General features: G+C 60.8%; 23 protein-coding genes and 4 tRNA genes. 20 read left to right on the top strand and 7 right to left on the bottom strand.

Features of this window, described 5'->3' with window-relative positions; all coding sequences use genetic code 11:
* The first annotated feature begins 152 nt into the window (after positions 1-152).
* Both AWR36_RS04790 and miaE read left to right on the top strand, forming a co-directional pair.
* On the top strand, positions 153-914 hold the full coding sequence (locus tag AWR36_RS04790) for a hypothetical protein (protein ID WP_067081661.1): 762 nt from the start codon (positions 153-155) through the stop codon (positions 912-914).
* 73 nt (positions 915-987) lie between these two features.
* A complete protein-coding gene (miaE, locus tag AWR36_RS04785) occupies positions 988-1611 on the top strand; it encodes a tRNA-(ms[2]io[6]A)-hydroxylase (protein WP_067081658.1) in 624 nt (207 codons plus the stop codon).
* 14 nt (positions 1612-1625) lie between these two features.
* Here the strand turns inward: miaE and AWR36_RS04780 are convergent, their stop codons facing one another.
* Positions 1626-1892: a DUF3081 family protein gene (locus AWR36_RS04780; RefSeq protein ID WP_067081655.1), complete on the bottom strand. Its 267-nt coding sequence runs from the start codon at positions 1890-1892 to the stop codon at positions 1626-1628.
* Positions 1893-1955: 63 nt separating this feature from the next.
* Here AWR36_RS04780 and AWR36_RS04775 point away from each other — a divergent pair, with 63 nt between their 5' ends.
* Both AWR36_RS04775 and AWR36_RS04770 read left to right on the top strand, forming a co-directional pair.
* Positions 1956-2444, top strand: a complete 489-nt coding sequence (locus AWR36_RS04775) for a DUF3429 domain-containing protein (RefSeq protein WP_067081651.1) — start codon at positions 1956-1958, stop codon at positions 2442-2444.
* Between the two features lie 46 nt (positions 2445-2490).
* On the top strand, positions 2491-3123 hold the full coding sequence (locus AWR36_RS04770; RefSeq protein ID WP_067081648.1) for a malonic semialdehyde reductase: 633 nt from the start codon (positions 2491-2493) through the stop codon (positions 3121-3123).
* Positions 3124-3130: 7 nt separating this feature from the next.
* Here the strand turns inward: AWR36_RS04770 and AWR36_RS04765 are convergent, their stop codons facing one another.
* The 3 genes from AWR36_RS04765 to AWR36_RS04755 are packed head-to-tail and all read right to left on the bottom strand — an operon-like array spanning position 3131 to position 5581.
* Positions 3131-4285 carry a saccharopine dehydrogenase NADP-binding domain-containing protein gene (locus AWR36_RS04765; RefSeq protein WP_067081645.1) on the bottom strand — a complete coding sequence of 385 codons (1155 nt, stop codon included), beginning with the start codon at positions 4283-4285 and terminating at the stop codon, positions 3131-3133.
* Between the two features lie 48 nt (positions 4286-4333).
* Positions 4334-5062, bottom strand: a complete 729-nt coding sequence (locus tag AWR36_RS04760; RefSeq protein WP_067081642.1) for a UDP-2,3-diacylglucosamine diphosphatase — start codon at positions 5060-5062, stop codon at positions 4334-4336.
* A gap of 9 nt (positions 5063-5071) precedes the next feature.
* Positions 5072-5581 (bottom strand): peptidylprolyl isomerase, encoded by a 510-nt coding sequence (locus tag AWR36_RS04755; protein ID WP_067081639.1) that lies wholly within the window; start codon positions 5579-5581, stop codon positions 5072-5074.
* Positions 5582-5822: 241 nt separating this feature from the next.
* On the opposite strand from AWR36_RS04755, the gene AWR36_RS04750 reads away from it, so the two are divergent.
* From AWR36_RS04750 to AWR36_RS04705, 10 genes are all read left to right on the top strand, one after another.
* Complete coding sequence (locus AWR36_RS04750; protein WP_067081636.1) at positions 5823-7496, top strand: glutamine--tRNA ligase/YqeY domain fusion protein; 1674 nt, start codon at positions 5823-5825, stop codon at positions 7494-7496.
* Positions 7497-7764: 268 nt separating this feature from the next.
* Entirely contained in the window at positions 7765-9141 is a 1377-nt protein-coding gene (gene cysS / locus AWR36_RS04745; RefSeq protein ID WP_067081633.1) for a cysteine--tRNA ligase, read from the top strand.
* Positions 9142-9222: 81 nt separating this feature from the next.
* Entirely contained in the window at positions 9223-9411 is a 189-nt protein-coding gene (locus AWR36_RS04740) for a DUF3012 domain-containing protein (RefSeq protein WP_067081630.1), read from the top strand.
* A gap of 14 nt (positions 9412-9425) precedes the next feature.
* The gene (locus AWR36_RS04735) at positions 9426-10892 is read left to right on the top strand and encodes a Wadjet anti-phage system protein JetA family protein (RefSeq protein ID WP_067081627.1); all 1467 of its coding nucleotides are present in this window, start codon (positions 9426-9428) and stop codon (positions 10890-10892) included.
* Between the two features lie 7 nt (positions 10893-10899).
* Positions 10900-11694: a DUF4194 domain-containing protein gene (locus tag AWR36_RS04730; protein ID WP_231745241.1), complete on the top strand. Its 795-nt coding sequence runs from the start codon at positions 10900-10902 to the stop codon at positions 11692-11694.
* Positions 11684-15331 (top strand): ATP-binding protein, encoded by a 3648-nt coding sequence (locus AWR36_RS04725; RefSeq protein WP_067081624.1) that lies wholly within the window; start codon positions 11684-11686, stop codon positions 15329-15331. The genes AWR36_RS04730 and AWR36_RS04725 overlap by 11 nt, the downstream gene beginning before the upstream one ends.
* 139 nt (positions 15332-15470) lie before the next feature.
* Positions 15471-15938: a tol-pal system YbgF family protein gene (locus AWR36_RS04720; RefSeq protein WP_067081621.1), complete on the top strand. Its 468-nt coding sequence runs from the start codon at positions 15471-15473 to the stop codon at positions 15936-15938.
* 249 nt (positions 15939-16187) lie between these two features.
* The gene (locus tag AWR36_RS04715) at positions 16188-16658 is read left to right on the top strand and encodes a GAF domain-containing protein (protein WP_067081618.1); all 471 of its coding nucleotides are present in this window, start codon (positions 16188-16190) and stop codon (positions 16656-16658) included.
* The gene (locus AWR36_RS04710; protein ID WP_067081615.1) at positions 16658-17428 is read left to right on the top strand and encodes a methyltransferase domain-containing protein; all 771 of its coding nucleotides are present in this window, start codon (positions 16658-16660) and stop codon (positions 17426-17428) included. Before AWR36_RS04715 ends, AWR36_RS04710 begins: the two co-directional genes overlap by 1 nt.
* A gap of 70 nt (positions 17429-17498) precedes the next feature.
* On the top strand, positions 17499-17954 hold the full coding sequence (locus AWR36_RS04705; RefSeq protein WP_067081612.1) for a hypothetical protein: 456 nt from the start codon (positions 17499-17501) through the stop codon (positions 17952-17954).
* Positions 17955-17962: 8 nt separating this feature from the next.
* Here the strand turns inward: AWR36_RS04705 and AWR36_RS04700 are convergent, their stop codons facing one another.
* From AWR36_RS04700 to folD, 3 genes are read right to left on the bottom strand one after another with little or no spacing between them, the layout of a single operon-like run.
* Positions 17963-19000, bottom strand: a complete 1038-nt coding sequence (locus AWR36_RS04700) for a class I SAM-dependent methyltransferase (protein ID WP_067081610.1) — start codon at positions 18998-19000, stop codon at positions 17963-17965.
* A gap of 41 nt (positions 19001-19041) precedes the next feature.
* Entirely contained in the window at positions 19042-19734 is a 693-nt protein-coding gene (gene rsuA / locus AWR36_RS04695; protein ID WP_067081607.1) for a 16S rRNA pseudouridine(516) synthase RsuA, read from the bottom strand.
* Between the two features lie 29 nt (positions 19735-19763).
* Entirely contained in the window at positions 19764-20609 is an 846-nt protein-coding gene (folD, locus tag AWR36_RS04690; RefSeq protein WP_067081604.1) for a bifunctional methylenetetrahydrofolate dehydrogenase/methenyltetrahydrofolate cyclohydrolase FolD, read from the bottom strand.
* A 313-nt stretch (positions 20610-20922) separates the two neighbouring features.
* Between folD and AWR36_RS04685 the strand changes: the two genes are divergently transcribed.
* From AWR36_RS04685 to AWR36_RS04660, 6 genes are all read left to right on the top strand, one after another.
* Positions 20923-20999, top strand: a tRNA-Pro gene (locus AWR36_RS04685).
* A 19-nt stretch (positions 21000-21018) separates the two neighbouring features.
* A tRNA-Arg gene (locus AWR36_RS04680) sits at positions 21019-21095 on the top strand.
* 217 nt (positions 21096-21312) lie between these two features.
* Positions 21313-21388: transfer RNA gene (locus tag AWR36_RS04675), tRNA-His, on the top strand.
* A 158-nt stretch (positions 21389-21546) separates the two neighbouring features.
* Positions 21547-22173 (top strand): adenylyl-sulfate kinase, encoded by a 627-nt coding sequence (gene cysC, locus AWR36_RS04670; RefSeq protein ID WP_067081602.1) that lies wholly within the window; start codon positions 21547-21549, stop codon positions 22171-22173.
* 970 nt (positions 22174-23143) lie between these two features.
* Positions 23144-25507 (top strand): DUF6351 family protein, encoded by a 2364-nt coding sequence (locus AWR36_RS04665; protein ID WP_067081599.1) that lies wholly within the window; start codon positions 23144-23146, stop codon positions 25505-25507.
* A 149-nt stretch (positions 25508-25656) separates the two neighbouring features.
* A tRNA-Val gene (locus AWR36_RS04660) sits at positions 25657-25732 on the top strand.
* Positions 25733-25742 lie beyond the last annotated feature (10 nt).

Below are 25742 nucleotides of genomic sequence, written 5' to 3'. Positions count from 1 at the left end.
CGGCTTGCCTGGTCTGCCAAGTGAATACCAATTTAATAAGTCGTTATCATATTGTGGTTTTCCATCCAATGCATCCCTTTCGGGGCATCGACCCATTTGGTTAACCAGAAGCGGGGATACCGGGGCGGCGGGAGCGGGCCTAACATGGGGGCATGAATCGCTCTGAATTCAAAGAGGCTCTGCTGCGGGTGATGGAGCGCAAAGTCCATTGGTCCGAGGCAGCTTTTGCCGCTGGCCAGATCCCCCGGGGTCGCCTGCATATCCTGCTCGAGCAGGAATACGGGAGCCATGTGCGGGACCTGTCCCTGCTGCTCGGCCTCGCCTTCGTCCAATGCCAGTCGCCCAAGGCGCGAAAAATCATCGCCGAAGAGCTCTACGAGCAGGAGACCGGTGGTCTCACGGGTTCGGATGGTAATGCGGAGCTTTTCCTGAGCCTTGTTGCCGGGCTGGGGCTTTCCACCGATCGCTTTCGTCATGTCAGCCTGTCGCCTGAGGCTGCCAGATTCCATGAATTGCTGCTGGAAGCCTCTGGTCGTCACGGCTGGGAAGTGGGGGCGGCAGTGACCATGGTGTTCCTTGAGGGTAACGCCTATGCCCGGGCCGGGCTGGAGCCGGGAGTGAGCGACGCCCCGCGGGTTCGCCCCGTGGACCATCCGCTGGTTCGGTTCTACGGCTTGCCGCTGAAGAGTCTGGCCCTGGCCCGTACCCATCACGGGCGCGATCGGGCGCAGCGCAAGGCAGCCTGGCACCTGATGCTGGACTTGGTCCCTGAGGAGGCCCGGCCCCAGGTGCTGCACTGGATGGGGCAGGTGCTCCACGGCTGGCTGCATTACCGAGATGAACTGGCGGAGAAGGTTGGACTGGTCCCGGCGGGTGCTTCACCGCAGCCTGGCTCCTGGCGGCACTCGGCTTGAGTGGGCAGCGCGGTTATAATCCGCCGCCCGTTCATCCTGATGTGTTACCGCGCGACGGCGCGAAGAGCCAGTTATGACCCAAGCCGTACCCGATCTTTCCGCCATCCACGACTTTCTGCTGTGCCCGACTCCCGATGCCTGGGTGCAGGCGGCGCTCGCGGAGCCGGCACTGATGCTGGTGGATCACGCCAATTGTGAAAAGAAAGCGGCTGGCACGGCCCTGAACCTGATGTTTCGCTATCTGGATGACTTCGAGCTGCTGAACAAGATGTCACGGCTGGCGCGGGAGGAGCTGCGGCACTTCGAGCAGGTGCTGGCGATCATGGAGAAGCGGGGCATCAAGTACCCACACATCAGCGCCTCCCGCTACGCAGCGGGATTGCGGGAGCAGGTGCGCAACGGGGAGCCGGCGCGGCTGGTGGATACCCTGATTTGCGGGGCGATTATCGAAGCACGCTCCTGCGAGCGCTTTGCGCGCATCGCGCCGCACCTCGATGAGGAATTGCAGAAGTTCTATTTCTCCCTGCTCAAGTCGGAGGCGCGGCATTTCCGTGATTACCTGGCTCTGGCCAAAAAGGTAGCGGGTGAGGATATTTCTGATCGGGTGCAGGCTTTACTGGAGCTCGAACGGTCTCTGGTGCAGAGCCCGGATGGCGAATTCCGCTTTCACAGCGGCGCGCCGCAAGTCACGGCATAAGTCCTGGCGGACCTTCAGTCGCCAGCGCGGTCGACTTTCGCCAGCAAGTCGACGAACTGCTGTAGCTCCAGCGGGTTGCCGTAATCCACCGTGTATTTGTTGTGGAAGAACACGGTGAGCACGACTTTACCGTCGCTGATGAATACGGTGTAACCGTCGAAGTCGGTACTGCAGGTCAGGCCCCGGTAGTGCCAGCCGTCATCCCGTTTCTCTCCCTCCCTGGTGGCCTTGTCGAATACCCGCAGGGCCTGCTTGACGTCTATTTTGTGTTCCGTTTCCACGCTCTTTCCCGCTGCTGGTTGCGCTAAGATTATTCTTCCGTTCCGCCTGCCAGCTTAGCGCACATGAAGGATTCCCTCGACACTCCCTCGCCCACCGAGCCCACGCCTCTTTTTGATGGCCTGGCCTACGCCGGTGTGCTGCCATTTGTGGTCGGTATCTGGATGGTGTGGCAGGGCACAGTCGTGCTGGGCATCGATGGCCGTTTGCTGTTTGCCGGCTACAGCGCCTGTATCTTGAGTTTCCTCGGCGGCATCTGGTGGGCTGGTGCCCTGAACCGCCCCGATCATCCGCGCCGGCTGGGGCTGACCTTGCAGAGTAACGGCGTGGCCCTGGTGGCCTGGCTGGGTCTGTTGGTTTCCACGGTGAGCTTGTGGGGGCTGCTGTTACTGGCCGCTGGCTTTGCCTACGTGCGTTGGGAGGAGGCGCGCCTCAATCCCAATGCCCGGCGCCTGCGGCACTACTTTCGCACCCGCAGTCGCGTCAGTTACCTGGTAATAGGCTGTCACCTGGTGATGCTGGTGTTGCTGCTGTGGCGCGCCCCGGGGGCCTGAGCTGCCCGGCAGGGAAAAGGCCCAATATTCGCAAAAGGAGAGCATGATGAGTGACGTTATATCTGCGGCAGCCACAAGTCAGTTATTTACCGAGGCCCGCACCCACAGTCACTGGCAGCAGAAGCCGGTCAGCGACGAGACGCTTGAGCAACTCTATAACCTGATGCGGATGGGGCCCACCAGCGCCAACTGCTGCCCGGTCCGACTCCTTTTTCTGCGCAGCAAAGAGGCGAAGGAGCGCCTGCGCCCGGCACTGAACGAGGGCAATGTCGACAAGACCATGGCGGCACCGGTGACGGCCATCATCGCCCACGATATGAAATTCTATGACTTTCTGCCCCGGCTTTTCCCCCATGCACCGGCCAAGGACTGGTTCAAGGATGACGCCGAACTGGCGGCCGCGACGGCATTTCGCAACGGCTCGCTCCAGGGCGGCTATTTCATTATTGCCGCCCGCGCAGTGGGGCTCGACTGTGGTCCCATGTCAGGGTTCGACAACGACATGGTGGACAAGGAATTCTTCGGCCAGGACAGTGACCGCGCGGCATTCCAGCAGGAGCACTGTACCAGCGGCCACATCAAATCGAATTTCCTCTGCAACCTCGGTTACGGAAAGCCGGATCTGCTCCACCCGCGCGGACCGCGCTTCGATTTCGGGGAAGTGTGTAAGGTGATCTGAGCGCGCCTCAGGCCGGCACCGGTCGCGCGGGGCCTGTCTGCTCTTCGAGGGTTTCCGTGGCGGTTACCACGGAGTAGGGCGCCAGTTCCCGCAGGATTTCATACGCACTGACAAGCTGCCAGCAAACCGCCGCGCCGGCGGCGGGTCCCTTGCCCTGCAGGATCTTGCGCGCCAGCGCCGCTGCCGGCGCGGCGGGAATCCAGGGGCCGTCGCCACTCAACCCCAGTATCTGCCACTGTTGCGCCAGGAGGTTGCCGCTCTTGTCCTGGCCGTGAACGCGAACCTGCATGCCTCCGTGGGGTGAGCCCCCCGGCCAGCGGGCGGCGAGTTTGTGGCCAAGGCTGGCGAACCAGGAGCCAGTTGCCGGCAGGTGCAGGCGGGCAAGGTGGGCGCAGGCCGCCAGCCCCAGCTGTAAGGGGCGCGGCTGTACGCCAGTGCCGAAGCGCATATCCGTCAGGCTCTTGTGTGCCCGTGGCCAGAGTTCCAGGTCCGGAACATTGAAATCGCAGATCCAGCGCTCGCCAATGGGGTGGGCGAGTCGTGCGCGGCGCAGGCGATTGCCGGCGAAGGTTTCCCGCCACTGTCCATGTCGCAGAACCGGGAAGCCCTGGCCGAGAGACTCAAACCCCGAGCGCACCATGGCCAGTCCTCGTTCGATACGGTGCCCCGGGGCCACCTCGATACAGGCGCTGTCGATGCGGCCAAAGTTCCCGGCGAGCTCTGCCAGCGCAGCGGAGCTCAGGCCCGGCAGGCTGCTGGCGCCCGTTACCAGCGGCACACCCGCGGCCTCTGCCGCTGCGGACAGCCGCGGGAAGTCGCAGACAAAACGGCGGCCGTCGGCAATGTCGATGTAGGGGGTGCGCGCTTCTATGCAGGCGAGGGCGACGCGATAGTCCTGGTCCTGGAAGGGACCAGCGCAATGAATCAGCAGATCGAGGTGCAGGGCTTTGAGCTGCGCAGCCAGGTTGATGGAGTCCCGCTCCAGGCGCAGGCCCTCGGCGAGGTTAGGCAGGCGCGAGGCGCAGAGGTCGGCGCGGAACTTGTCGCGCCCGGCGATGATCAGCTGGATCTCCGGCTCGCTGGAGAGCATCTGTGCGATGCGCGCACCAAAGCTGCCGTAGCCGCCCAGAATGAGGACGCGTTTTCTGTAATTCCTGACCATGCCCCCGTTGCTCCCGTCTGTCGGCTGGTTCCCTGCAGGTCGAGAATATCAGGAAGTGATGGGCCAGTGGATCAGTTCCAGGCTTTTGTCGTCGGCGCGGATGCACCAGCCGTTGTCACCCCAGTCACCCAGTACGATGCGCTCGGCCTCTTCACCATCGACGTTCAGAGTGTGGCGGGCAGGGCGGTGGGTGTGGCCGTGGATCAGGGTGTGGACACCGTGGGTTCGCATGGCCTGCTCCACTTCGTCCGGGGTCACGTCCATGATGTCCTCCGCCTTGCGGCTGTTCATGGACTTGGAGACTGCCCGAATCTGCGCGGCGATCTGGCGGCGTTCTTCCAGAGGCTTGGCCAGCAGTGCCGCCTGCCACTGCGGGTTGCGCGCCTGCTCGCGAAAGGCCATGTATTCGGCGTCGCGGGTGCAGAGGCTGTCGCCGTGCATCAGCAGCACTTTGCGGCCGCCGAGGGTCACCAGGCTCGGGTCCGGCAGCAGCACTGCGCCGGCGCGCTGGGCGAAATCCTCGCCCAGCAGAAAATCCCGGTTGCCGTGCATCAGGTAGAGCTCGGCACCGGTGCCGCTGTAGCGGCTCAACTCTTCTGCTACCTCGCGGGCAAGCGGAGAGTCGTCATCATCGCCGACCCACACCTCGAAAAAGTCGCCGAGAATGTACAGGGCCTCGGCTCCTGCGGCTCTGGTGCGCAGGAATTCGTAGAAAGCCGCCGTGATGGCCGGGCGGCTCTCGTCCAGGTGCAGGTCGGAGATGATATATGCCGTCAAAACCGGGCCTTACTTGTCCGCGTAGGCGTCGGAGATGGTCACGCCGGTGATCTCGATGGTCTCCAGCGGTACGTCCTGGTGGAAGCCTTTGCTGCCCGTCTTGACGCTCTTGATCTTGTTGACCACGTCCATGCCGTCGGCAACCTTTCCAAACACGCAGTAACCCCAGCCCTGGGCATCTTTGCTGCGGAAGTTCAGGAAGTCGTTGTCCTTTACGTTGATAAAGAACTGGGAGCTGGCGGAGTGGGGATCCATTGTGCGGGCCATGGCCAGGGTGCCGGTGTCGTTCTTGAGGCCGTTGTCGGCTTCGTTCTCGATCGGCTCGCGGGTGGCTTTCTGTTCCATATCCGGCGTCATACCGCCGCCCTGGACCATGAAGTTATCGATCACCCGGTGGAAGATAGTCCCGGTGTAGAAGTCGTCGCGGCAGTACTGCAGGAAGTTGGCTGCGGTTTTGGGGGCCTTGTCGAAATCGAGTTCGATGGCGATATCGCCGTGAGTAGTGTGCAGGGTGATCATAAAACGTCCTAAAGGTTCAACTCGGCGCGCATCATACCTCGTCGCCCCGGGGGATCAAAAGAATCGGGATGCCAATCGTTGTTCTGGCTAAAAAGTAACCATGGAAGATTCGCCATGCTATGGATGCTGTGTCAACCGGTGTTATGCGCTGCAACTGCGCTATAATCCACCGCTTAACCAGACCCACGGAATGGCAGAACGCAACGCCCATTCCCCGCCGCAGCTGTATGTAGAGAATCTTATGACATCCGAGAGCAAACCCGCTCACTTTCTGCAGAACATCATTCGCGAAGATCTGGCCGAGGGCCGGGTGTCCCAGGTGGTGACCCGCTTCCCGCCGGAGCCCAACGGCTACCTGCACATCGGTCACGCCAAGTCTATCTGCCTGAACTTTGGCCTTGCCGAGGAGTTTGGCGGTAGCTGTAACCTGCGCTTTGACGACACCAACCCGGCCAAGGAAGAAGAGGAGTATGTAGCGTCCATCAAGCAGGATGTCTCCTGGCTGGGATTCGAGTGGGCCGACGGGGCCAAGTACACCTCTGACTATTTCGACCAGCTGCACGAGTGGGCGCTGCACCTGATCCGCGAGGGCAAGGCCTACGTGTGCCACTTGAATCCGGAACAGGCCCGTGAACACCGCGGCACCCTGACCGAGCCGGGCAAGAACAGCCCCTACCGCGATCGCAGTGTCGAGGAAAACCTGGCGCTGTTCGAGCAGATGAAAAACGGGGAGATGGAAGAGGGCGAGTGCAGCCTGCGCGCCAAGATCGACATGGCCGCGCCGAACATCAACCTGCGCGACCCGGTGATCTATCGCATCAAGAAGATGGCGCACCACCAGACCGGTGACAAATGGTGCGTTTACCCCAGCTACGACTTCGCCCATGGCCAGTCTGATGCCATCGAGGGGATCAGCCACTCCATCTGCACCCTGGAGTTTGAGGACCACAAGCCGCTGTACGACTGGTTTATCGAGAACCTGCCGGTGCCGGCCCGCCCGCGCCAGTATGAGTTTGCGCGCCTGAACCTGAATTACACCGTGGTTTCCAAGCGCAAGTTGAAGCAGCTGGTGGACGAGAAGCATGTGGACGGCTGGGACGACCCGCGCATGCCGACCATTTCCGGCCTGCGTCGGCGCGGTGTGACCCCGGCGGCGATCCGCAACTTCTGCGAGATGATCGGTGTCACCCGTTCCGACTCCGTGGTGGATGTGGGCATGCTGGAATACTGCATCCGTGATGACCTGGACAAGAATGCCCCCCGCGCCATGTGCGTGATGGAGCCACTCAAGGTGACCCTGACCAACTACCCGGAAGGGCAGAAGGAAATGCTGACCGCCCCGGGGCACCCGGTGCGTGAGGACCTGCCGACCCGGGAGCTGCCGTTCTCCCGCACCGTGTACATCGAAAAAGAAGACTTCCGCGAGGAGGCCAACAAGAAGTACAAGCGCCTGGTGCTGGGCAAGAAGGTGCGCCTGCGCAACGCTTATGTGATCCAGGCGGAAGAAGTGGTCAAGAACGATGCCGGCGAAATCGTGGAGGTATTGTGCTCTGTTGACCTCGATACCGTGGGTAAGGATCCTGCCGATGGCGTGAAGCCGAAAGGCGTCATTCACTGGGTATCTGCTGAAGACAACGTGGATTGCGAGGTGCGCCTCTACGATCGCCTGTTTGACGATCCCGCCCCGGACGCCGGTGGCAAGAACTTCCTCGACCATGTGAACCCGGAAAACCTGCAAGTGCTCACGGGCTGCAAGGCGGAAATCGGCCTCGCAAATGCCGAGCCGGAGCAGGGTTATCAGTTCGAGCGCAACGGCTACTTCTGCCGCGACAACAAATACGGCAGTGCGGAAAAGCCGGTGTTCAACCGCACCATTGGCCTGCGGGATTCTTGGGCCAAGGAACAGAACAAATAACCGCACAGATTAGATAGATACTGGATACCGGCCTGCGCCGGCATGACGATAGGCGTTGCCAATGACCGGCAGCCTACCGTCATTCCGGCGCAGGCCGGAATCCACGGGCCACTGCGTTATCGGAGCCCCTGGGGTAACTGGGTCCCGGATCAAGTCCGGGATGACGACAGTGAGTATTCCGGCCCCGCGTCATTCCGGCGCAGGCCGGAATCTAGAACGGCCCGGCGCGCAGCACAGTCAGAAACGCATACAAACGCAAACGGATTTTATGGCACTACAGCTTCACAACACTTTCTCCGGACAGAAAGAAACCTTCGAGCCACTGGTGAAAGACCGGGTGCGCATGTATGTCTGCGGCCCGACAGTCTATAACCGGGTACATATCGGTAACGCGCGCCCGGCAGTGGTGTTCGACACGCTCTACCGGCTGCTCAAGCGCAATTACAGCGATGTGATGTATGCGCGCAATATCACCGATATCGACGACAAGATCATGAAGGCCGCCCGCGACCAGGGTGAAGAGATCGACACCTTGTCAGCGCGTTTCTCCCAAGCCTACTTCGAGGACATGGCCGCGCTCAACAATCTGGAGCCGGACATCATTCCCTACGCCACCCAGCACCTGCCGGAAATGATCGATATGATCGAAAAGCTGCTGGAAAAGGGCCATGCCTATGCAGCGGAAGGCCATGTGCTGTTCGCCGTGGACTCCATGGAGGATTACGGCAAACTGTCCAAGCGCTCCCTGGATGACATGCTGGCCGGGGCCCGGGTAGAGGTGGCACCTTATAAAAAGTACGCTGGCGATTTCGTGCTGTGGAAGCCATCCAGGGATGAAGAGCCCGGGTGGGACAGTCCCTGGGGTCGCGGTCGTCCGGGCTGGCACCTGGAGTGCTCGGCCATGATCAAGAAGCACCTTGGGGATACCATCGATATCCACGGTGGCGGCCGGGACCTGACGTTCCCGCACCACGAAAATGAGCGGGCCCAGAGCTGTTGCGCCAATGGTACCGACTTCGTGCGTTACTGGATGCACAACGGCTATGTGAATATCGAAGGCGAGAAGATGTCCAAGTCCCTGGGCAACTTCCGCATGGTCAATGACCTGCTGCAGCAGTATCCGGGGGAAGTGCTGCGCTTTGCCCTGCTCAGCGCACACTACCGCTCGGAACTGAATTTCAGTGCGGACCTGCTGGATCAGGCCTGGCGCAGTCTCGACACCCTTTACGGCTTCCTGCGCGATGTGGAGGATGTGACTGCGGCGGATTCAGACCTGAGTGGCGGCGCCTTCCTGGCAGCACTGGAGGACGACCTCAATACGCCGGTCGCCATCAGCGAGTTGTACCAGATGGCCAAGGAGCTGAATCGCACCGACGAAACAGACAAGCCGCAGCAGAAAGGCCTGTTGCTGGCAGCGGGGGAAATGCTGGGCATCCTGCAGCAGGATCCGGAAGCCTGGTTCAAGCAGGCCCGCGGAGGGGAGGAGTCCATCTCCGAGGACGAGATCGAAGCGCTGATTGCGGAGCGCCAGCAGAGCAAGAAAGACAAAAACTTCGCCCGTGCCGACGAGATCCGCGAGGAACTGAAGGCGCAAGGCGTTGTGCTGGAGGACAGCCGTGAAGGCACCAAGTGGCGCAGGGAATAGCGCCACGGCCCTAGCAGCCAGTCAATAAGAACGAACACTCCCGATAACAACAAGATCCTGCAAAAGAAAAGGGTAAGCCCCATGAAAAAAACACTGATCCTCGTCACTGCGTTTTCCGCCCTGATTGCCATGACCGGCTGTGAGCCCAAGCGCGGCTCCGATGCCTGGTGCAAGAAAATGGACGAAATCCCCAAGGGCAAGTGGACTCTGGAGGATGCCGGTGACTACACCAAGTACTGTGTCCTGAACCAGAAGCCGGACGAGCAGTAAGCGGTAATCAGCGGTTGTTTTTCGCCGATCATTACCAGCATTTTTTCCGGCCCCTCACCGGTAAATACCGCGAGCAGGTAGTCGAATGCCTGCGCCTGCTGTATGAGCGCCTGTACACCGCCAAGGCGGACTACGGTGAGTCCCTGACGCGGGAACAGATCCTCGAAATCTTCAGCGAGGCACTCACCCGTGCGCCCCAGCTGGACGACAACGACGATGGCCCGGAAGGTGCGGTCCACCAGAAGGTTGCCGGGGCTGCAGGCGCTAAAGAGCACCGTTTCCGTAACCTGCGGGAGCAGGCCGTGTGGGTGCTCAACAGCCTGGCGGAGTATGGCTGGCTCGAAAAGCAGGTGGACAGCGCCACCCTGGTGGCAACCTATCCCTTCAGCCGGCGCGGCCGCCTGTTTACCCAGCCGCTTGTGGAGGTCAACAGCACCCGTGTCCGCACCCGCCACCGCAATACCCGTAACACGCTGAATGCGCTGGAAGCCTTTGCCGGTCGTGGGGAAATCCATGACCTGATCGATGCCTGGGAATATTCCGAGCGCATCGTTGCCGACTTCACCGACATGATCGCGGAGCTGGAAGAGCGCAAGCGCGAACTGGTGCGGGAAGTGGAGGCCCAGTTGCTGGTGCAGCAGGCCACCGATGAATTTTTTTCCTTTATGGAGAGCCGCTTCCAGCCGGATCTGGCAATCCGGCTGTCCGCCGACAGTGTGGAGAAGCACCGGGATGCGATTGGCCGCGTGATCGCCCGCATTCGACGCAAGGAAAAAAGCCAGAAAGCAGAGTGGGAGCGCCGACTGCGCCAGCTGCTGCCGGACTTCGTGGAAGAGGGCCGCTCACTGTTGTGGTGGATGCTCGATACCATCGAAGACCGGATGCGCCGCGCCTGTGAGGTAAAACTGCCCGCGCTGCGTCACGCCCTGCACGGGTTCACCAAGCGCGCCGACATCATCATCCGCCAGCTCAGCTACCTGCACAGTCAGTCCCAGGGTGCCTTCACTGACCTGTGTCAGCAGTTGGGGGAGAGCGCCGAGCGGAATGCACTGTTGACCCGCCTGGGCCAGCAGATGGGCAGTTTCCAGTTGCGCCTGTTTGACCCGAAGCAGACCCAGCTCTGGCAGCGCCAGCGACGTCAGCCGGTCAATACCCGGGTGGAGGAAGAGCAGCCGTTGGCGGAAGACAATCGCCGCGAGATTCTTCTGCAGCAGATGCTGGATCAGGCTTTCAATTTCAATTCCGGCGACCTTCGCGACTATTTGCAATCGGCGCTCGGCAGCGGCCGTCGCATCAACAGCCGTGACCTGCCGCTGGACAATGCCCGTGACCTGCTCGCCATGAGCCACGCCCTTGAAGCGGCGGCGGTGAACCAGGGTGATGGGCCGCGGATCGCGGTCGAGTTTACTGGCGAGACGGCCAGCAACGATTACTTTGCCCAATTTGACGAATACTACCTTGAGCTGAAAGACAGTGATTGAACAGGCCTTGGAAGAAGCTCTGACACAGTGTCAGGTGACCCGCGGGGAATTCTCCGAACTGCTGGTGCGCCTGATGGATTACGGCGTGATCTGCCGGGATGAAAGCCAGGTGGAGGCGACACTCTACGATCGTTTCCAGCGCTGCGAGGCGCTGATCCGCGAATGGTTGTCTCCACTCGGCCTGCGGCTGCAGCACGACAGCCGCTTTCAGTTTATCCGCCTGTATCCCCCCGGCGCTGAGGTGCCGGCGATGCCGGATCAGGAGGAACCCCACCACGGCGGCTTCCGGGCTCGTCTGTCCCAGGCGGAAGTGGCGGCGATCCTCGTGCTGCGGGTGGAGTACGATAAGGCCCTGCGTGAAGGGCAGGTGGACGACGCCGGTTGCGTGACGCTGTCTCTCGAGGCGCTAGAGCTGGGCCTGCGCAACTTATTGAAAATGTCCCTGCCGGACCGGCTGGCAGAGCGGCGCAATCTACTGAAGAGGCTGCGGCAGCTGCGGCTGGTACAATTCTCCGGTGAAGAGACCGAGTCCCTCGCCGAGATCTGGTTACGGGTGCGACCCACGATTTCACACTTTGTCAGTGAGAGCGTGCTGCAGCAGCTGCTTGAGGAAGAGTTGCCCGCGGAGGAGAACCGCTCCTCTAATGGAGAAGAGCCCGTTGAGGCAGAGGCGCGGGCTGAAGCTATTGAAAGAATTACACCGGGAAGCGGCGACCACAGCCTGTTTGCAGATGACGGCACAGCAGAGGCATCCGACCATGAGCTGACGGTTACAGAAGGGGAGGCGGAAAGTGTTTCTTAAGAAGCTGATCCTGATTAACTGGGGCAACATTCCACAGCTGGAGTACGATTTCGGCCCGATCAATCTCTTTTCCGGCGGAAATGGCTCCGGCAAGACGACGGCCGCGGACGCCATCCAGACCCTGATGACGGCCGCCCACGACACGCTGTTCACCTTCAATCCCGGCCAGGATGAAACGACCCAGCGCGGCCGTGGCGGCAAGCAGGTGCGGACTCTGGCCTCATATGTGCTGGGCTGTGACGATGGCAGCTACGCGCGACTGGACCCCACTGACTGCTACATCGCTGGTGTTTTTTACCCGACCAGCGGTGAAGACGGCGATCCCTTTACGGCGGTGATGGCAATTCGCGCCCACCTGGACACCAGCAGCAAGCCGGCCCAGGCGCGCCAGAGCGACCTGAAGTTCTTCCTGTTTCCCGGCGAGCAGCTCGCCATGAGCGACTTTATCCGCGAGTACCAGGATGGGCGTCACCTGCTGCCCCTGGATAAGTTTTACTCGGTGCTCGGCAAGCAGTTTGAGAAGGTCGAGCAGTACGACAAAAAGAAGGCCTATTTGCGCCGCCTTTACGGTGCGCTGCGAGGCCGCCGGGATGCCGTGCCGGACCGGGAGGCCATGCATGCCGCGCGCACCTTCGCCAATTTTATGGCCTACAAACCGGTCAAGAGCATCAACGACTTTGTCGCCCAGGAGGTGCTGGAAAAGCGCGACCTGGGCGAAGCCATCCGCTCGGTCTCCGAGTTGATGAAAACCATTCACTCCATGGAACAGGAAGCGCGGCAGATTGTCGATCGTGTCTCTTCCCTGGAGCAGCTCGCCCAGTCCGCGTCCCTGTACCGGGAACAGTGGCTGCAGTTGCGTGTGCAGGAATACCTGCAGGCGCGGCACCGGCAGTTGCGCGTGCAGAAAACCTATCTCGCGGGCAAGAAAAACCAGCAGCGCTTGCGAGCTGAGCTGGAAGGCAACGAGCGTGAAACACGACTGGCCGGCGAGCGCAGCGAGGAGCTGAGCCGCCAGCTGGTAGAGCTGCAGGCCCAGAGACTGGGTATTGATGCCCTGCGCAGTAAAGATGAGCTGGAGCAGCGTATCAGTCGCGCGCATCGGGAGCTGTCGGCGCAGGGTGGCCCGCTGTCCTCCGCACAGGATCAGTGGCAGCGCAATCGCGATGCCGCGATAAAACTGCTTGAGCTTTTGAGCGGCTCCGCTGCGGAACTGGAAATTCCCGCGTTGCGGGACAAGTCCCTGGTTCAGTCTATTCGCCAGGTGGCAAAAGAGGATGAGCTGCCAGACCTGCACAAGTTACTGGGTAAGGACTGGATCGACCTGTCTGCGCTGGATCCGCTGCGTGAGCGGGCTGTAGAAAGTGAGCGTCTTCACAGCCAGTTGCTGCGCCAGATCTCTGGCGAGCGAGGGGCCGGCGATAGCGACAACCTCTCCCTGCGCGAGCAGCTTGCCCAGCAGGTTTCCCGCTGGGAATTGAAGGCACAGCAGGTGCAGAAGCAATTGCACGCTCAGGAAAATCGTATTCACCACCTGCAGGCCAACCGGGTGCGTTACCCGCAATCGGTAGAGCAGGCGGTGGCGGCGATTCGGGAACAGTGCCCCGCAGCGGAGCCGCGTGTGCTCTGCGATTATGTGGAGGTGCTGGATGAGCGCTGGCAGATGGCCGTCGAGGGTTACCTGGGCGGTGCACGCTTCGCCATCATCGTCCAGCCGGAACATGAGGCCGCGGCGATCCGGATCGTGCGCAACCTGTCCGGGCGCAGCAGCCGCGCCCGGGTGATTCAGGGGGACAAGGCCCGCCGGGATGCGGAGCGTGCCACGCCGCCGCAGGGCTCGATCGTTGAGTTGATGTCGTTCAACCACAAGACCGCCGAGTATTACCTGCGCGCATCCTACGGCTCTGTACTGCAGGTGGCCGACGAAGAAGAGCTGCGTCGCACCCGCCGGGGATTGACTGCGGAGGGCGTTGCCAGCGGTAGCTACAGTATGTGGCGATGCGATATCGATGACGGTGAGCTGGTCTTCGGCCAGGGCGCCCGGGCGCGGGCGCTGGCAGCGCAGCAGCGCGCGTTGGAGCAGCTGCTGGCGGAAGCAGGGCAAGTCAACGAGCAGTACCGGTTGTTCCGCAGCGTGGCTGGCGCCATGCGAGATTTACAGCAGCTCGCGCTGAGCCCGGTAGTGGATGCGGCGCTGGCGGCCCAGCGAGAATGGCGCAGCGCCGAGCAGGCGCTGGAAAACCTGGACCTGACAGACAGCCAGCACCTGGAAGCCCAGGTTGCGGAGCTCCGGGAGCAATCGCAGGCGCAGCAGAAACAGCAGTCCAGCCTGCTTCACGATGCGGGCAAGCTGGAGCGGGACCTGGAGAACACCGGCAAACAGCTCAAGGCGCTCTCTGCTGAGCTGGATACCCTCGACGAAGCGCTGTCGGACTGTGAGGCGGCGGTAAAGCGCATCGCGCAGATAACGCCTGACTACGACGCGGAGCAGATTCTCCAGCAGGCCGACGAGCAGGCCGAACGGGCTGGTGACAATTTCGATTTCGGTGAAGAGCTGGAGGAGTGGCAGGGTCGACTCGAGAAATACTGCCGCCAGCTGGATCGTGGCGTGATGGAGTACAACGCCGACACCTCCGCCGGTGACACGCTGGCATTTGAGCCGGACCTGACCGCCGGACACGATGAGCGGCTGTTCAGACTTGTCTGTGGCCTCTACGACCAGGTAGAGGCACTGCGCAATCGCCTGAAGAACAACCTGCTGGTGGATCGCCACGAGCAGCTGCTGGGTCTGAAGAAATCCTTCAATACCACTTTTGTGACCCATCTGTGCCATGCGATCTACCAGTCCATCAATGATGGCAAGCAGGTGCTGGATGATCTCAACAAGGAGCTGGAGCACCATCGCTTTGGCGCGGACCGGGAGCGCTTTCGTTTTGCCTATCGCTGGGTGCCGGAATTCAAGGAGTACTGGGATTTCTTCCGTGCGGTGATCGAGTTGCCGAACCTCGGCGAGGAGCAGAGCCTGTTTGACGCGGACCTGGATCCGCGCCACCAGAAGGTGCGCGATCGGTTGCTGGGTATGCTGTTGAGTGAAGACGAGCAGGTGGCGCGCAGGGAACTGGATCGTATCAGTGACTACCGTAACTACCGCAACTACGAGATCTACAAGGAGCCGGAGGGTAAGGAGCCCATTGCCCTCAGCCAGTACGGTACCGGTTCCGGCGGTCAGCTGGAGACGCCGGCCTATATCATCCGCTCCGCGGCGGTGACCTCCGCTTTCCGTTTCAACGAGGGCAGCAGCCACCTGCAGATGGTGCTGGTGGATGAGGCCTTCTCGAAAATGGATGAGACCCGCTCCAAGGAAGTGATCCGCTACCTGACCGAAACACTGGGGCTGCAGTTGCTGTTCATCATGCCCAGCAGCAAGTCCGGCCCGTTTATGGACCTGATCTCCAACCAGTTTGTATTCAGCAAGTGCCCGAGCCCCACGCCGGTCGGCCAGCTGAACACCCGGGTTTATGTCGATCGCAAGGTCTGCAACCGGGAACGGATCGAAGAGCTGTGGGCCAATCATCGCCGCACCATTCGTCAGCAGGCTTCCCTGGACTTTATGGAGCTGGTAGAAGGGGAGCCGGCTTAGGCGTGCTTAGCTGGCATGGGCTAGCCAAGTGTGCGGTTGATCATGGACTATGCGAAAATATTCGGTTATTACTGCCAGCGACAAGCAGACTTAGTGTTCCCCGCTGAATACCGGCGGTGAAGATAACCTTGGAGAGCCCATGCGTGTTTTCTCAATTCTCGTGATTTTTGTGATCGCCTTCGGTGGTGCTGCCATGCTGTACGAGCAGGAAAGCCGCAAGGTGAAGGGTGTGCTGACCCAGATCACCGAGCTGCAGGCGCAGCTGGGCGACCTGCAGGCCGAGGTCAACAAACTTCGCGGTGAATTGGAGGCGAACAAGCTGGCGGAGCGGCGACGCCCCGGGCTGAGGGAAATGGCCGCTGGCTCGCGTCGAACCCAGCAGGCGCAGGTCACCAACACCGCCCGGGAGCGTCAGGCCCCCAGCCGGGAGGAAAGGGCGCTGATCGCATCTGACGTCACCAGCGCGCCACCGGCCATTCGCCGTGAGGACGCCGATGCCGAGGACTCCGAGTGGAATCGGCCCACGGTTGATGCCGAGGAGTATCGTCGCGCAGACCTGAGCGGTAATGCCGGCGATGACACAGAGGCTGTCGACCCCTACCAGTAATGCCTTTTGGCAACGGTTGGCCCAAGTTTCTCCCCCTAAGGATCTCTCCGAGGGTTCTCCCGCCGGCGGATTCAGCCCTTGATTCCCTGGTCGGTGCCCCCATTCTGTTGAGTTGATCGCTTCCGCGGCATCCTGGCAAGCGAGCCGGGCGCTGAGCGCTGAACGCCGACTAAGTCGACTAGAGAGCCGCGGAGAATTCAGAATTTCAATCCGGTATCCCACTGATACCGGTTTCAGGGGTGCCCTGCAATGTCCTCCACCGACTTTTATGCCTCTCTAAACGCCCAACTAGAAGGCCTGCTCTCAGGCGAGCGCGACTGGCTGGCCAACACTGCCAATGCCAGTGCGCTGCTTTTTATGGAGTTGCCCGATGTCAACTGGGCCGGCTTCTACTTCCTCCATGGCGATGAGCTGCGGGTTGGTCCGTTCCAGGGCAAGCCAGCCTGTACCCGTATCCCGGTGGGTGCCGGTGTCTGCGGGACAGCGGTGGCCACAGGCGAGGCCCAGCTGGTAGAGGATGTGCACGAATTCCCGGGCCACATCGCCTGTGATGCCGTCTCCGCGTCCGAGGTGGTGATTCCCCTTTACGATGGTGATCGGTGCCTGGGTGTACTGGATATCGACAGTCCGTCAGTGGGCCGTTTCTCCGAGCAGGATCTGGCGGGGCTGAAACGCTTCGCTGAGGTGCTGCTGCATAGCAGCGACCTGTCCGGTGCCTGATGGCGCTGGTGTGGGAAAAGCGGTCCGGGGGCAACCACTACCAGGTGCGCTGCCATGGAGCCAGCATCCGCCTGTACAGCAACGGTGTCTTTCATTCCCAGTGGAATGAACGCGATCCTCTGAAAGGCTCCCTCTGGGAGCTGCTTTTCCTGCCGGCTTTTTTCCTGCCCAAGGAGCGTATCCGCTCCGTCCTCCTGCTGGGAGTCGGTGGCGGTGCGCTGATCCGGTTGTTGCAGCGTTTTTTGAATCCCGAGCGCGTCATCGGCGTGGACCTGGATCCTACCCATCTCACGGTCGCCCGCCGGTATTTCGGTGTCCGCGATGCCGAGCTGGTCTGTGCCGATGCCCGGTCCTTTGTTGCCGACTACCTCGCTGATCCCTCCAGCCCCGGCTTTGACCTCGTGATCGATGACCTGTTCGGGCACAGTGGCGGCGTTCCCGTGCGGGCCGTTGATGCGGATAAGCGCTGGTGCCGGCAGCTGTTGCAATTGGCCAGGGGCAGCGGCGGGGAAGGTGCTGATCCCGGGCTGGTGATTGCGAACTTCGGTAGCCGCCGTGAACTGCAGGCCAGCGCCTGGCGTTCGCCCGCCGTCCGCGAGAAGCTGGACAGCAGTTGGTCTGCGGAGCTGCCTGGCTACGAGAATTGCGTGCTGGCGGCCAGTGCCGGGCCCCTGGTGCGGCGGCAGCTGACAGCATCGGCGCCGCCTCAGATCAATCCGTCCTACGCGAGCTGTCGACTCAGCAGTCAACTTCGGGTTTTGCGTTGCTAAGGGTTAATTGGCGGCTTATCAGTCGCCGTGCCTATACTGAACGGGAGGTATTTCTTTTCGGGGTAGGTGCATGCGCTACAAAACAGTCGGCGAGGTGATTCAAGAAGACAAGGCGTTCCATGCGCAGCTTGCAAAGCAGTATGGGGAGTACGAGCAGCTGGTGTCAGACAAGCGTATCGAGCTGCTGTTGGATCAGCTACACCGCCGCGAAGAGGCGATGGCCCATACCCTCGATAACCTTCTCCACGATGTGCACCCGGGCGCACTGAGAACCTGGGTTCAGTTTGCCCCCGAAGGTCGTGAGCCGGAATTTCTTCAACGTTTGCGTAATGTGGACCTGCAGGACCTGGATGAAATTGCCAAGCTTGCCATGGATATCGAGGTTTACCTGGCCGACCACTATCGGGATTTACTGCTGGATGCCGATACACCGTCCGCCCGGGAGGCCTTCGAGCGCCTGCTGCAGTTGGAGGAACTCGAGGAGCACACTCTCTCGATGAATCTGTTTAACCTGCGGGATTATTGAGTTCGGCTCTACTTGGCGGTGCCATCCAGCGGGCCGTCCAGTCGGTAAACGCAAAAGCCCTTGTCCCTGAGCAGCAGTTTTGCGCTGCTGAAATAGTGGAGCGACTTTTTGCCGAGAGGTATGAATTCGTTGACCACAAACAGGGCGCGGCCACTGCGGCGAAGCAAGCGCGCGGCGTTACTGAGGAAGCGCGAGGTGAGGTCGCCCTCCATCTGAAACCCCTGGTGGAAGGGAGGGTTGCAGATCACCAGGTCGGCGATGCCGTCACCCAGCTCAGCACCGGCATCGGAGGGGACGACGGTACCGCGAAGGTCACGCCTCTTGAAGTTTTCCCGGCAGGCAATCAAGGCCGCGGCGTTGTTGTCCGTGGCGGTAAAGTGAAAATCCCCACACTTGGCCAGCTCCGTGCTCAGGTAGCCGTATCCGCAGCCCAGGTCCACCACGCTGGCACCATCCGTGGGCTTGTGCTCGTCAAAAGTGCCAGCCAGTAACGCGCTGCCGGTGTCTACCTTGTTCCAGCCAAATAGTCCCGGCTTACTGCATAGCCCATCGATTTTCTCCAGAGCGCGCAGTTCAGGATAATTGTCTTCGTCGAGTCGGTTCTCTGCGGAAAGGGGACTGTGGAGAATGTTGAGGCTCAGGTATTCGCTGCCGTGTTTTTCTAGTTGTTTTGAAGAGCCGAAGCAGCTGGCGGTCTTCGCAGCGTAGGTTTTGATACCACTTTGCTTGCCGCCCAAAAGGGCTAGCTCGCCGCCCAACCCGAGCGCGCGGTGGCATTCGTTGATCACGTGATGGACGACTGCTTTTTCCTTTGAGACCGGGTAAACAATGCGTCGATAGTGCCGCTCGGTTTCGTCCAGGCGAAAATCATTGAAGAAACTGTGCCGCACCTTTCCTTCCGCGAGCCGCGCGATATCCCAGCGATTGGTGAGCAGGTCACCGCTATAGGAGAACCCGGAAAACAGCAGAGACTTGCTGTTTTCATCGGCGATCCACAGGGTCTCCGACGGGTTCTCCATAAGCAGCTGTTGGAGCAGGGTGGACATGGTGACTTCCGGCTATCCGACTGTAGGTGTTTGATCCGGGCTCAGGTGACGGACTCGATTTCCTCGGGTGAGAGTGGGCGGTAATCCCCCTCGGGCAGGTCTTCATCGAGGACTATATCCCCGATGCGTTCGCGGTGTAGTTCCAGAACGCGGTTACCGAGGGCGGCGAACATCCGTTTTACCTGGTGATAGCGACCCTCTCCAATCGTCAGCTGCACCTCATTGGCAAAGAGGATTTCCAGCTTGGCCGGTTTGGTGCGTTTCTTTTCACCCTCGAGCCAGATGCCCTTGGCAAACTTCTCCACTGCACCTTCGTCGATCCGCTCTGCCAGAAGGGCGTAATAGGTTTTCTCACAATGGTGACGGGGTGAGGTGATCTTGTGGGACCACTGTCCGTCGTCGGTGAGCAGCACCAGGCCGGTGGTGTCGATATCCAGCCGGCCGGCGATCCGCAGCTTGTGCTTGTTGGGCTCGTCAATCAGGTCGAGCACCGTGGGGTGCTCGCTGTCCTTGGTGGCGCTCACGTAACCCAGCGGCTTGTGCAGCATGAAATAGCGAGGGCCCGCCTCTTGCAGGGGCTCGCCGTCCAGGCAGAGTTCATCTGTCTCGTGCACTTTTGTCGCCGGGTCGCTCACCACTTCGCCGTTGACCGTGATGAGCCCGGCTTTGGCTGCGCGCTTGACCTCGGCCCGTGACAGATCGGTGACCTGACTGACGGCTTTATCCAGCCGCATCGCTTTGCTCTGCTTACTGCTCAAGCCGTTCAGCCCATCTTGCGCTCGCCGGAATCGACGGACTGGTAAATAAGGGTGTTGATAGTCATGGGGCCCACGCCGCCCGGTACCGGGGTGTAGGCAGCCACGCGATCCACCAGAGGGGCCAGTTCGATATCGCCGACACCGCCGGGATGGTAACCGGCGTCGACAACCACCGCGCCATCCTTGATCCATTCAGCCTTGATAAACTCCGGCCGGCCGACGGCGCCGACCACGATATCCGCGCGACGGATGTGGTCTGCGAGATCCCTGGTGCGGCTGTGGCAGATGGTGACGGTGGCATTGGCGTTCAGCAGCATGGCAGCCATGGGCTTGCCAAGAATCGGGCTGCGCCCGACAACGACGGCGTGCTTGCCTTCCAGCTCGATCTCATAAGCTTCCAGCAGTCGCATGATGCCCTTGGGGGTCGCACAGCCGTATGCCTCTTCTCCCATGGCCATACGGCCGAAGCCGAGGCAGGTGACACCGTCTACATCTTTATCCAGACGAATGGCGTCGAAACAGGCGCGCTCATCGATCTGCTCGGGAACCGGGTGCTGCAGCAGAATGCCGTGCACGTTCGGGTTTTCATTCAGCTCTTCGATCTTGTTCAGCAGCTCTTCCGTGGTGGTGGAAGAGGGCAGTTCCACCTGCAGCGAATCCATGCCGATCCGGCGGCAGGCGTTGCCTTTCATTTTTACGTAGGTAGCGGAGGCGGGGTCATCGCCAACGAGAATGGTGGCCAGGATCGGGGTCTGGCCGCCGCTTTTTTCCTTTAACTTGACCACGCGAGCGGAGAGTTCTTCCTCGGTCTTTTGGGCCAGGGCCTTGCCATCGAGAACCAGTGCAGACATACGGATATCTCAAACAGTAAATAACGATCTTGGGCGGTTGCCGGGGGAAACGCGGAACGTCGCTTGCCACCGTCTCGGGCAGCAGCCCGCTTGCGATCCCGGCAGGGGTTGCGAGGGGCGCTATTTTGTCACAGGCCGCGAATAATTTCCCTATCTGGTCACCGGTTGACCGCTACAATGAAATCTCTGCAAAAAGAATAGCTTAGCGCCGTTGACTCCCCCGGGGACCCTGAGTATTATGCGCGCCTCGTCAGGGAGGCGAGCTTCGGAAAACAGCGCTAAGCAGCTTTTCGCAGGCAATCCCTGAAGAGAACGGGGCATAGCGCAGTCTGGTAGCGCGCCTGCTTTGGGAGCAGGATGTCGGGGGTTCGAATCCCTCTGCCCCGACCAGATTCGATCGGGTTTCCTTGCGCCCGTAGCTCAGCTGGATAGAGCATCCGCCTTCTAAGCGGATGGTCGCAGGTTCGAGTCCTGCCGGGTGCGCCATCCTTTTGAAGGTGGCTATAGTTTGGCAGAATCGATAGAGTCCGCTGCCAGCTAGAAGTCGCAGGACTATCCCGGCCCATCAGCACAGCTGATGGGCGTCGAAACAGACGCAAAGCAGTGCTTTGCAATCGTCTGCTTCGACCCTGCCGGGTGGAGATCTGGCAGGTCCGATGTAATGTAACGCAGCCACAAGGCGTTACAGTTGTCACGATTAATGGTGGCCGTAGCTCAGTTGGTAGAGCACAGGATTGTGGCTCCTGAGGTCGCGGGTTCGATCCCCGTCGGCCACCCCATATACCGGTCCCTCGGGACCACAGAGAAGCCCGGCACTGTCCGGGCTTTTTTGTGCCTGTTTGTCGGCTCTCGTGCCCCAGGGGCAAACTGTCGTATTTGGTGGTAAAATCCGCCGCTCATTTGTAAAACGAACAACCAACGAATTAGAGGGTATCCGGTGTCCACGACCACTTTAGAGCGCAAAGCAACCAATGTTCACTGGCACGACGGCGAGGTCACTCGTGAGAACCGTGCCAAGATGCTGGGTCACAAGGGCGTGACTCTATGGTTCACCGGCTTGTCGGGCTCCGGCAAAAGCACCGTTGCAGTGGCGGTCGAGAAGGCGCTGATGGCCCGTGGCGTGCTGAGCTACCGTCTCGATGGCGACAATATCCGCCTCGGCATCAATGCGAACCTGGGCTTTTCTGCTGAAGATCGGCAGGAAAATATCCGCCGTGTGGGCGAAATCTCAAAGCTGTTTGCCGATACCGGCGTGGTGGTGCTGAGCAGCTTTATCAGCCCGTACCGTGAAGACCGTGAGATGGTGCGTCGCATGCATGTCGAGGCTGACCTGCCTTACCTCGAGGTGTTCGTCGACTGCGCACTGGAAGAGGCCGAGGCCCGCGACCCGAAAGGTCTGTACAAGAAGGCCCGTGCCGGCGAAATCCGTGGTTTCACCGGTATTGATGACCCGTACGAAGCTCCGGCGGCACCGGAACTGCATCTGCATACTGACAAGATGACCCTCGAGGAAGAAGTCGAGATGATCCTGTCCAACCTGCAGGCCCGCGGCATCATCGCCTGATCCGGTCCTTACACCTCTTAAGCAGACTGTCCCGGCCACCTGCGTCATCCCGACGAAGGCCGGGATGCAGCTCAGTAATCATGCCCCGCGTGATGGTCTATGGATGCCGGCCTGCGCCGGCATGACGACGGGGAAATTGCCACCTCAGTCGACGCCCCGGACTTGATCCGGGGTCCACAAGCTACTGAGTAACGACGCCCCACAGCACTTCCCGCCCAATCCTATTCTGGATGCCGGCATGACGACGGGGAAATTGCGACCTCAGTCGACGCCCCGGACTTGATCCGGGGTCCACAAGCTACTGAGTAACGACGCCCCACAGCACTTCCCGTCCAATCCTATTCTGGATGCCGGCCTGCGCCGGTATGACGACGGGGAAATTGCCACCTCAGTCGTCGCCCCGGACTTGATCCGGGGTCCGCAAGCCACTGAGTAACGACGCCCCACAGCACTTCCCGTTCAATCCTATTCTGGATGCCGGCCTGCGCCGGCATGACGACGGGGAAACTGCCACCTCAGTCGTCGCCCCGGACTTGATCCGGAGTCCACAAGCCACTGGGAAACGACGCCCCACAGCACTTCCCGTCCAGTCCTATTCTGGATCCCGGCCTGCACCGGCATGACGACGGGGGAAATTGCCACCTCAGTCGTCACCCCGGACTTGATCCGGGGTCCATAAGCCACTGAGTAACGACGCCCCACAGCACTTTCCGTCAATCTATTCTGGATGCCGGCCTGCGCCGGCATGACGACGGGGGAAACTGCCACCTCAGTCGTCACCCCGACCGTAATTTCCTGCCCTGAACTATCCCACAACAGGCAGCGTTTCACTCTCGCCTAAGTTCGTCCGCGCCATCGCTTCGCGTATCTCTGCGGACATGTTGTTTGATCCGCCAACCGACGGTGGAGATGGCGATGGCCACATATACTCAGACTATATCGAGGGCGTGAGAGTAGTCTGGAGGCAGATATGTCAGGACGGAGAGGACAGATACTCTCTGGCATCGTGATTGCGGTCTTTCTGGCGCTGGGTGCCGGGGTCTGGTATGGCTACCAGGAGTTGCCAAGAATCCCCGGAGTGCCCAAGGCGCCCGTGGTTGGGGTACCGGAGGGCGCTCTCAACCACCGGCCTCAGCCAGCCTATGATGGACCGCACCCGCGGGTGATGCCAAGACCCCCGGAGTATTACCCTTTCCCCATCACCATCGGTGAGATTGGCCCGGTGGAAACCCTCTTTGCCGGTCCTTCAACTTACCCCTTCTACTGTGACGAAAATAGCGTCACCAAGCGTCAGCCGCTGATCGACAACCATGACGGCGAGGGCGTGCCGGTGTTCGCGGAAGGGGAGGATGGAGAACTGACCGACGAGGTCATCGGCTACAGCCGCGACTGCAGCCACGCCACTGCAGTGACCTATTACTACCGCAGTACCATCGACGGCGATTTTCGCCTGCTGGAAGAGGCCAATGGCGATATCGATCAGGTCACGGTGAATGGCCGTACAACCGACTTTATCGTGCGGCTCGAGACCGGCACCATCAACCGCTATCACTATGCGATCGCTGCCCTCAAAGGGGACGCTGAAACCGCGGCCCGGCCCAGTCCTTCCAACTGGAATCGGCGGCTGATTTACCAGATGCGCGGTGGTGTCGGGGTAGGGCGTCGGCAGGGCGACATCAGCAAAGGCGATATTGTCTCCAGGCGCGCGGACCAGCTCGCCCGTGGCTATGCCATCGTCTACTCCACAGCCAACCAGACCAGTAACCACTACAACATCTGGCTGGCGGAAGACACTGCGCGTCGCCTGAAGAAGCAGTTTACGGCGCTCTATGGCGAGCCCCTCTACACAGTCGGGCTGGGCGGTTCCGGCGGTGCCATCCAGCAATACCTTTTCGCCCAGAATGCCCCGGGCCTGCTGGACGCGGCCATTCCCCTTTACTCCTACCCAGATATGGTCACCCAGACCATCTATGTCTTTGACTGCGAACCGCTGGAGTACTTTTTCGATGTGCTGGATGTTGGCAACCCGCGCTGGAAGGATGCCCGCGAGCGCACGGTGATCCAGGGTCTCTCCGCCAGTAATGAGGTAGAGAGTCGCTTCAGCACCCTGAAGACAGCTGCCGCTCTGTTCGATGGCCGCTACCGAGACGGAACGGAGGGTGCCACCGAATGTACCCAGGGTTGGCGGGGGCTAGTGCCGCTGGTCAACAACCCCAATTTCGCTCACTTCGAGAAGCACTTTGACGATGCGGTAGCGGAGCGCACTCACTGGACCCACTGGGAAGACTTGCGGCAATTTTACGGTGCCGGTGACTCCGGTTACGCAAACAGCGCCTGGGACAACGAAGGTGTCCAGTACGGACTGGCTGCGCTGGCAGATGGCGAGATTTCCGTCGACACCTTCCTGCGCCTGAATGCCAGCATCGGTGGCTGGAAGGATCCGATTAACCAGGCCGGGGAAAAATTGTGGTTCCTGAACGGCGACCTGTTTCCGCCAGAGCTCTCGGTCTGGAGCGAGCAGAACATGAGGATCGGCAGCCTCGACCGACCGGCATCGCGCAGTCGGGCCAGCATGGAGGCTATTGAGGGCATCTACCGGTCCGGTCACGTATTTCTTGGAGACGCGGAGATCCCCATTATCGATCTGCGCCATTACCTGGATGACGAGCTGGACATGCACCACAGCGTGGCGTCTTTCTCTGCCCGCGAACGCATGCGCCGGGCCCGCGGCCATGCCGACAATCAGCTTATCTGGGTGGCACACAAAGACTACACGCCGCTGGACGAGGCCCTCGATACCATCGACCGCTGGATGCTGAATATCATGGACAACCCGGAAGCCGGCGTTGCTGCCAATCGGCCGGTTGATGCCGGTGACCAGTGCTATGACCAGGAGGGCAATATCATTGCGGTCGGTCCGGACGTCTGGGATGGCGCCTGGAATAGCCGGCCCACCGGCGCGTGTATGGAGGAGTATCCGGTCTATCGCACCTCTCGTCAGGTGGCGGGTGCACCAATCACGGACGATGTGTTCAAGTGTCAGCTACAGCCGGTGGAGCAGGCCCTGACCAGTGGCGTTTATGGGGCGAGCAGCGAGGCCATTGCGGAGCGTATGGTGGACATGCAGCGGATTTTCCCGACAGGTGTCTGCAATTACAGCCAACCGGACCTGGCCCGCCCCAGCGAAGACCTGATCCCCGCACGGGAACCGGTTCGCATCGCTGGTCACCTGATTTCGCCCGATTATCGTCAGGCCGGCGATAAGCTGGCGGAGGAGGAGCTCGAGCAGCCAGTGCCGGTTTCGCTACCACTGGAGCAGGGCGCGCGGGACTGAATTTGAGCAGATTGCTTGCACTTTGAGCGCCGGTGAAAAATATCGCTGGCGCGTATTTGTTTCTTGTTGACACCCGAACTCCATCGGGTATGATGCGCGTCGCTCGAGGGGGCAAGGCCCCAAACCACAGAGCGTCGCGAAAGCGAAATGGGTGGTTAGCTCAGTTGGGAGAGCGACGGCCTTACAAGCCGTAGGTCACAGGTTCGACCCCTGTACCACCCACCATCTCCTTTTG

The organism is Microbulbifer flavimaris, from assembly GCF_001641755.2.
GTDB lineage: Bacteria > Pseudomonadota > Gammaproteobacteria > Pseudomonadales > Cellvibrionaceae > Microbulbifer > Microbulbifer flavimaris.
This window is presented reverse-complemented; position numbering and strand designations above follow the sequence as displayed.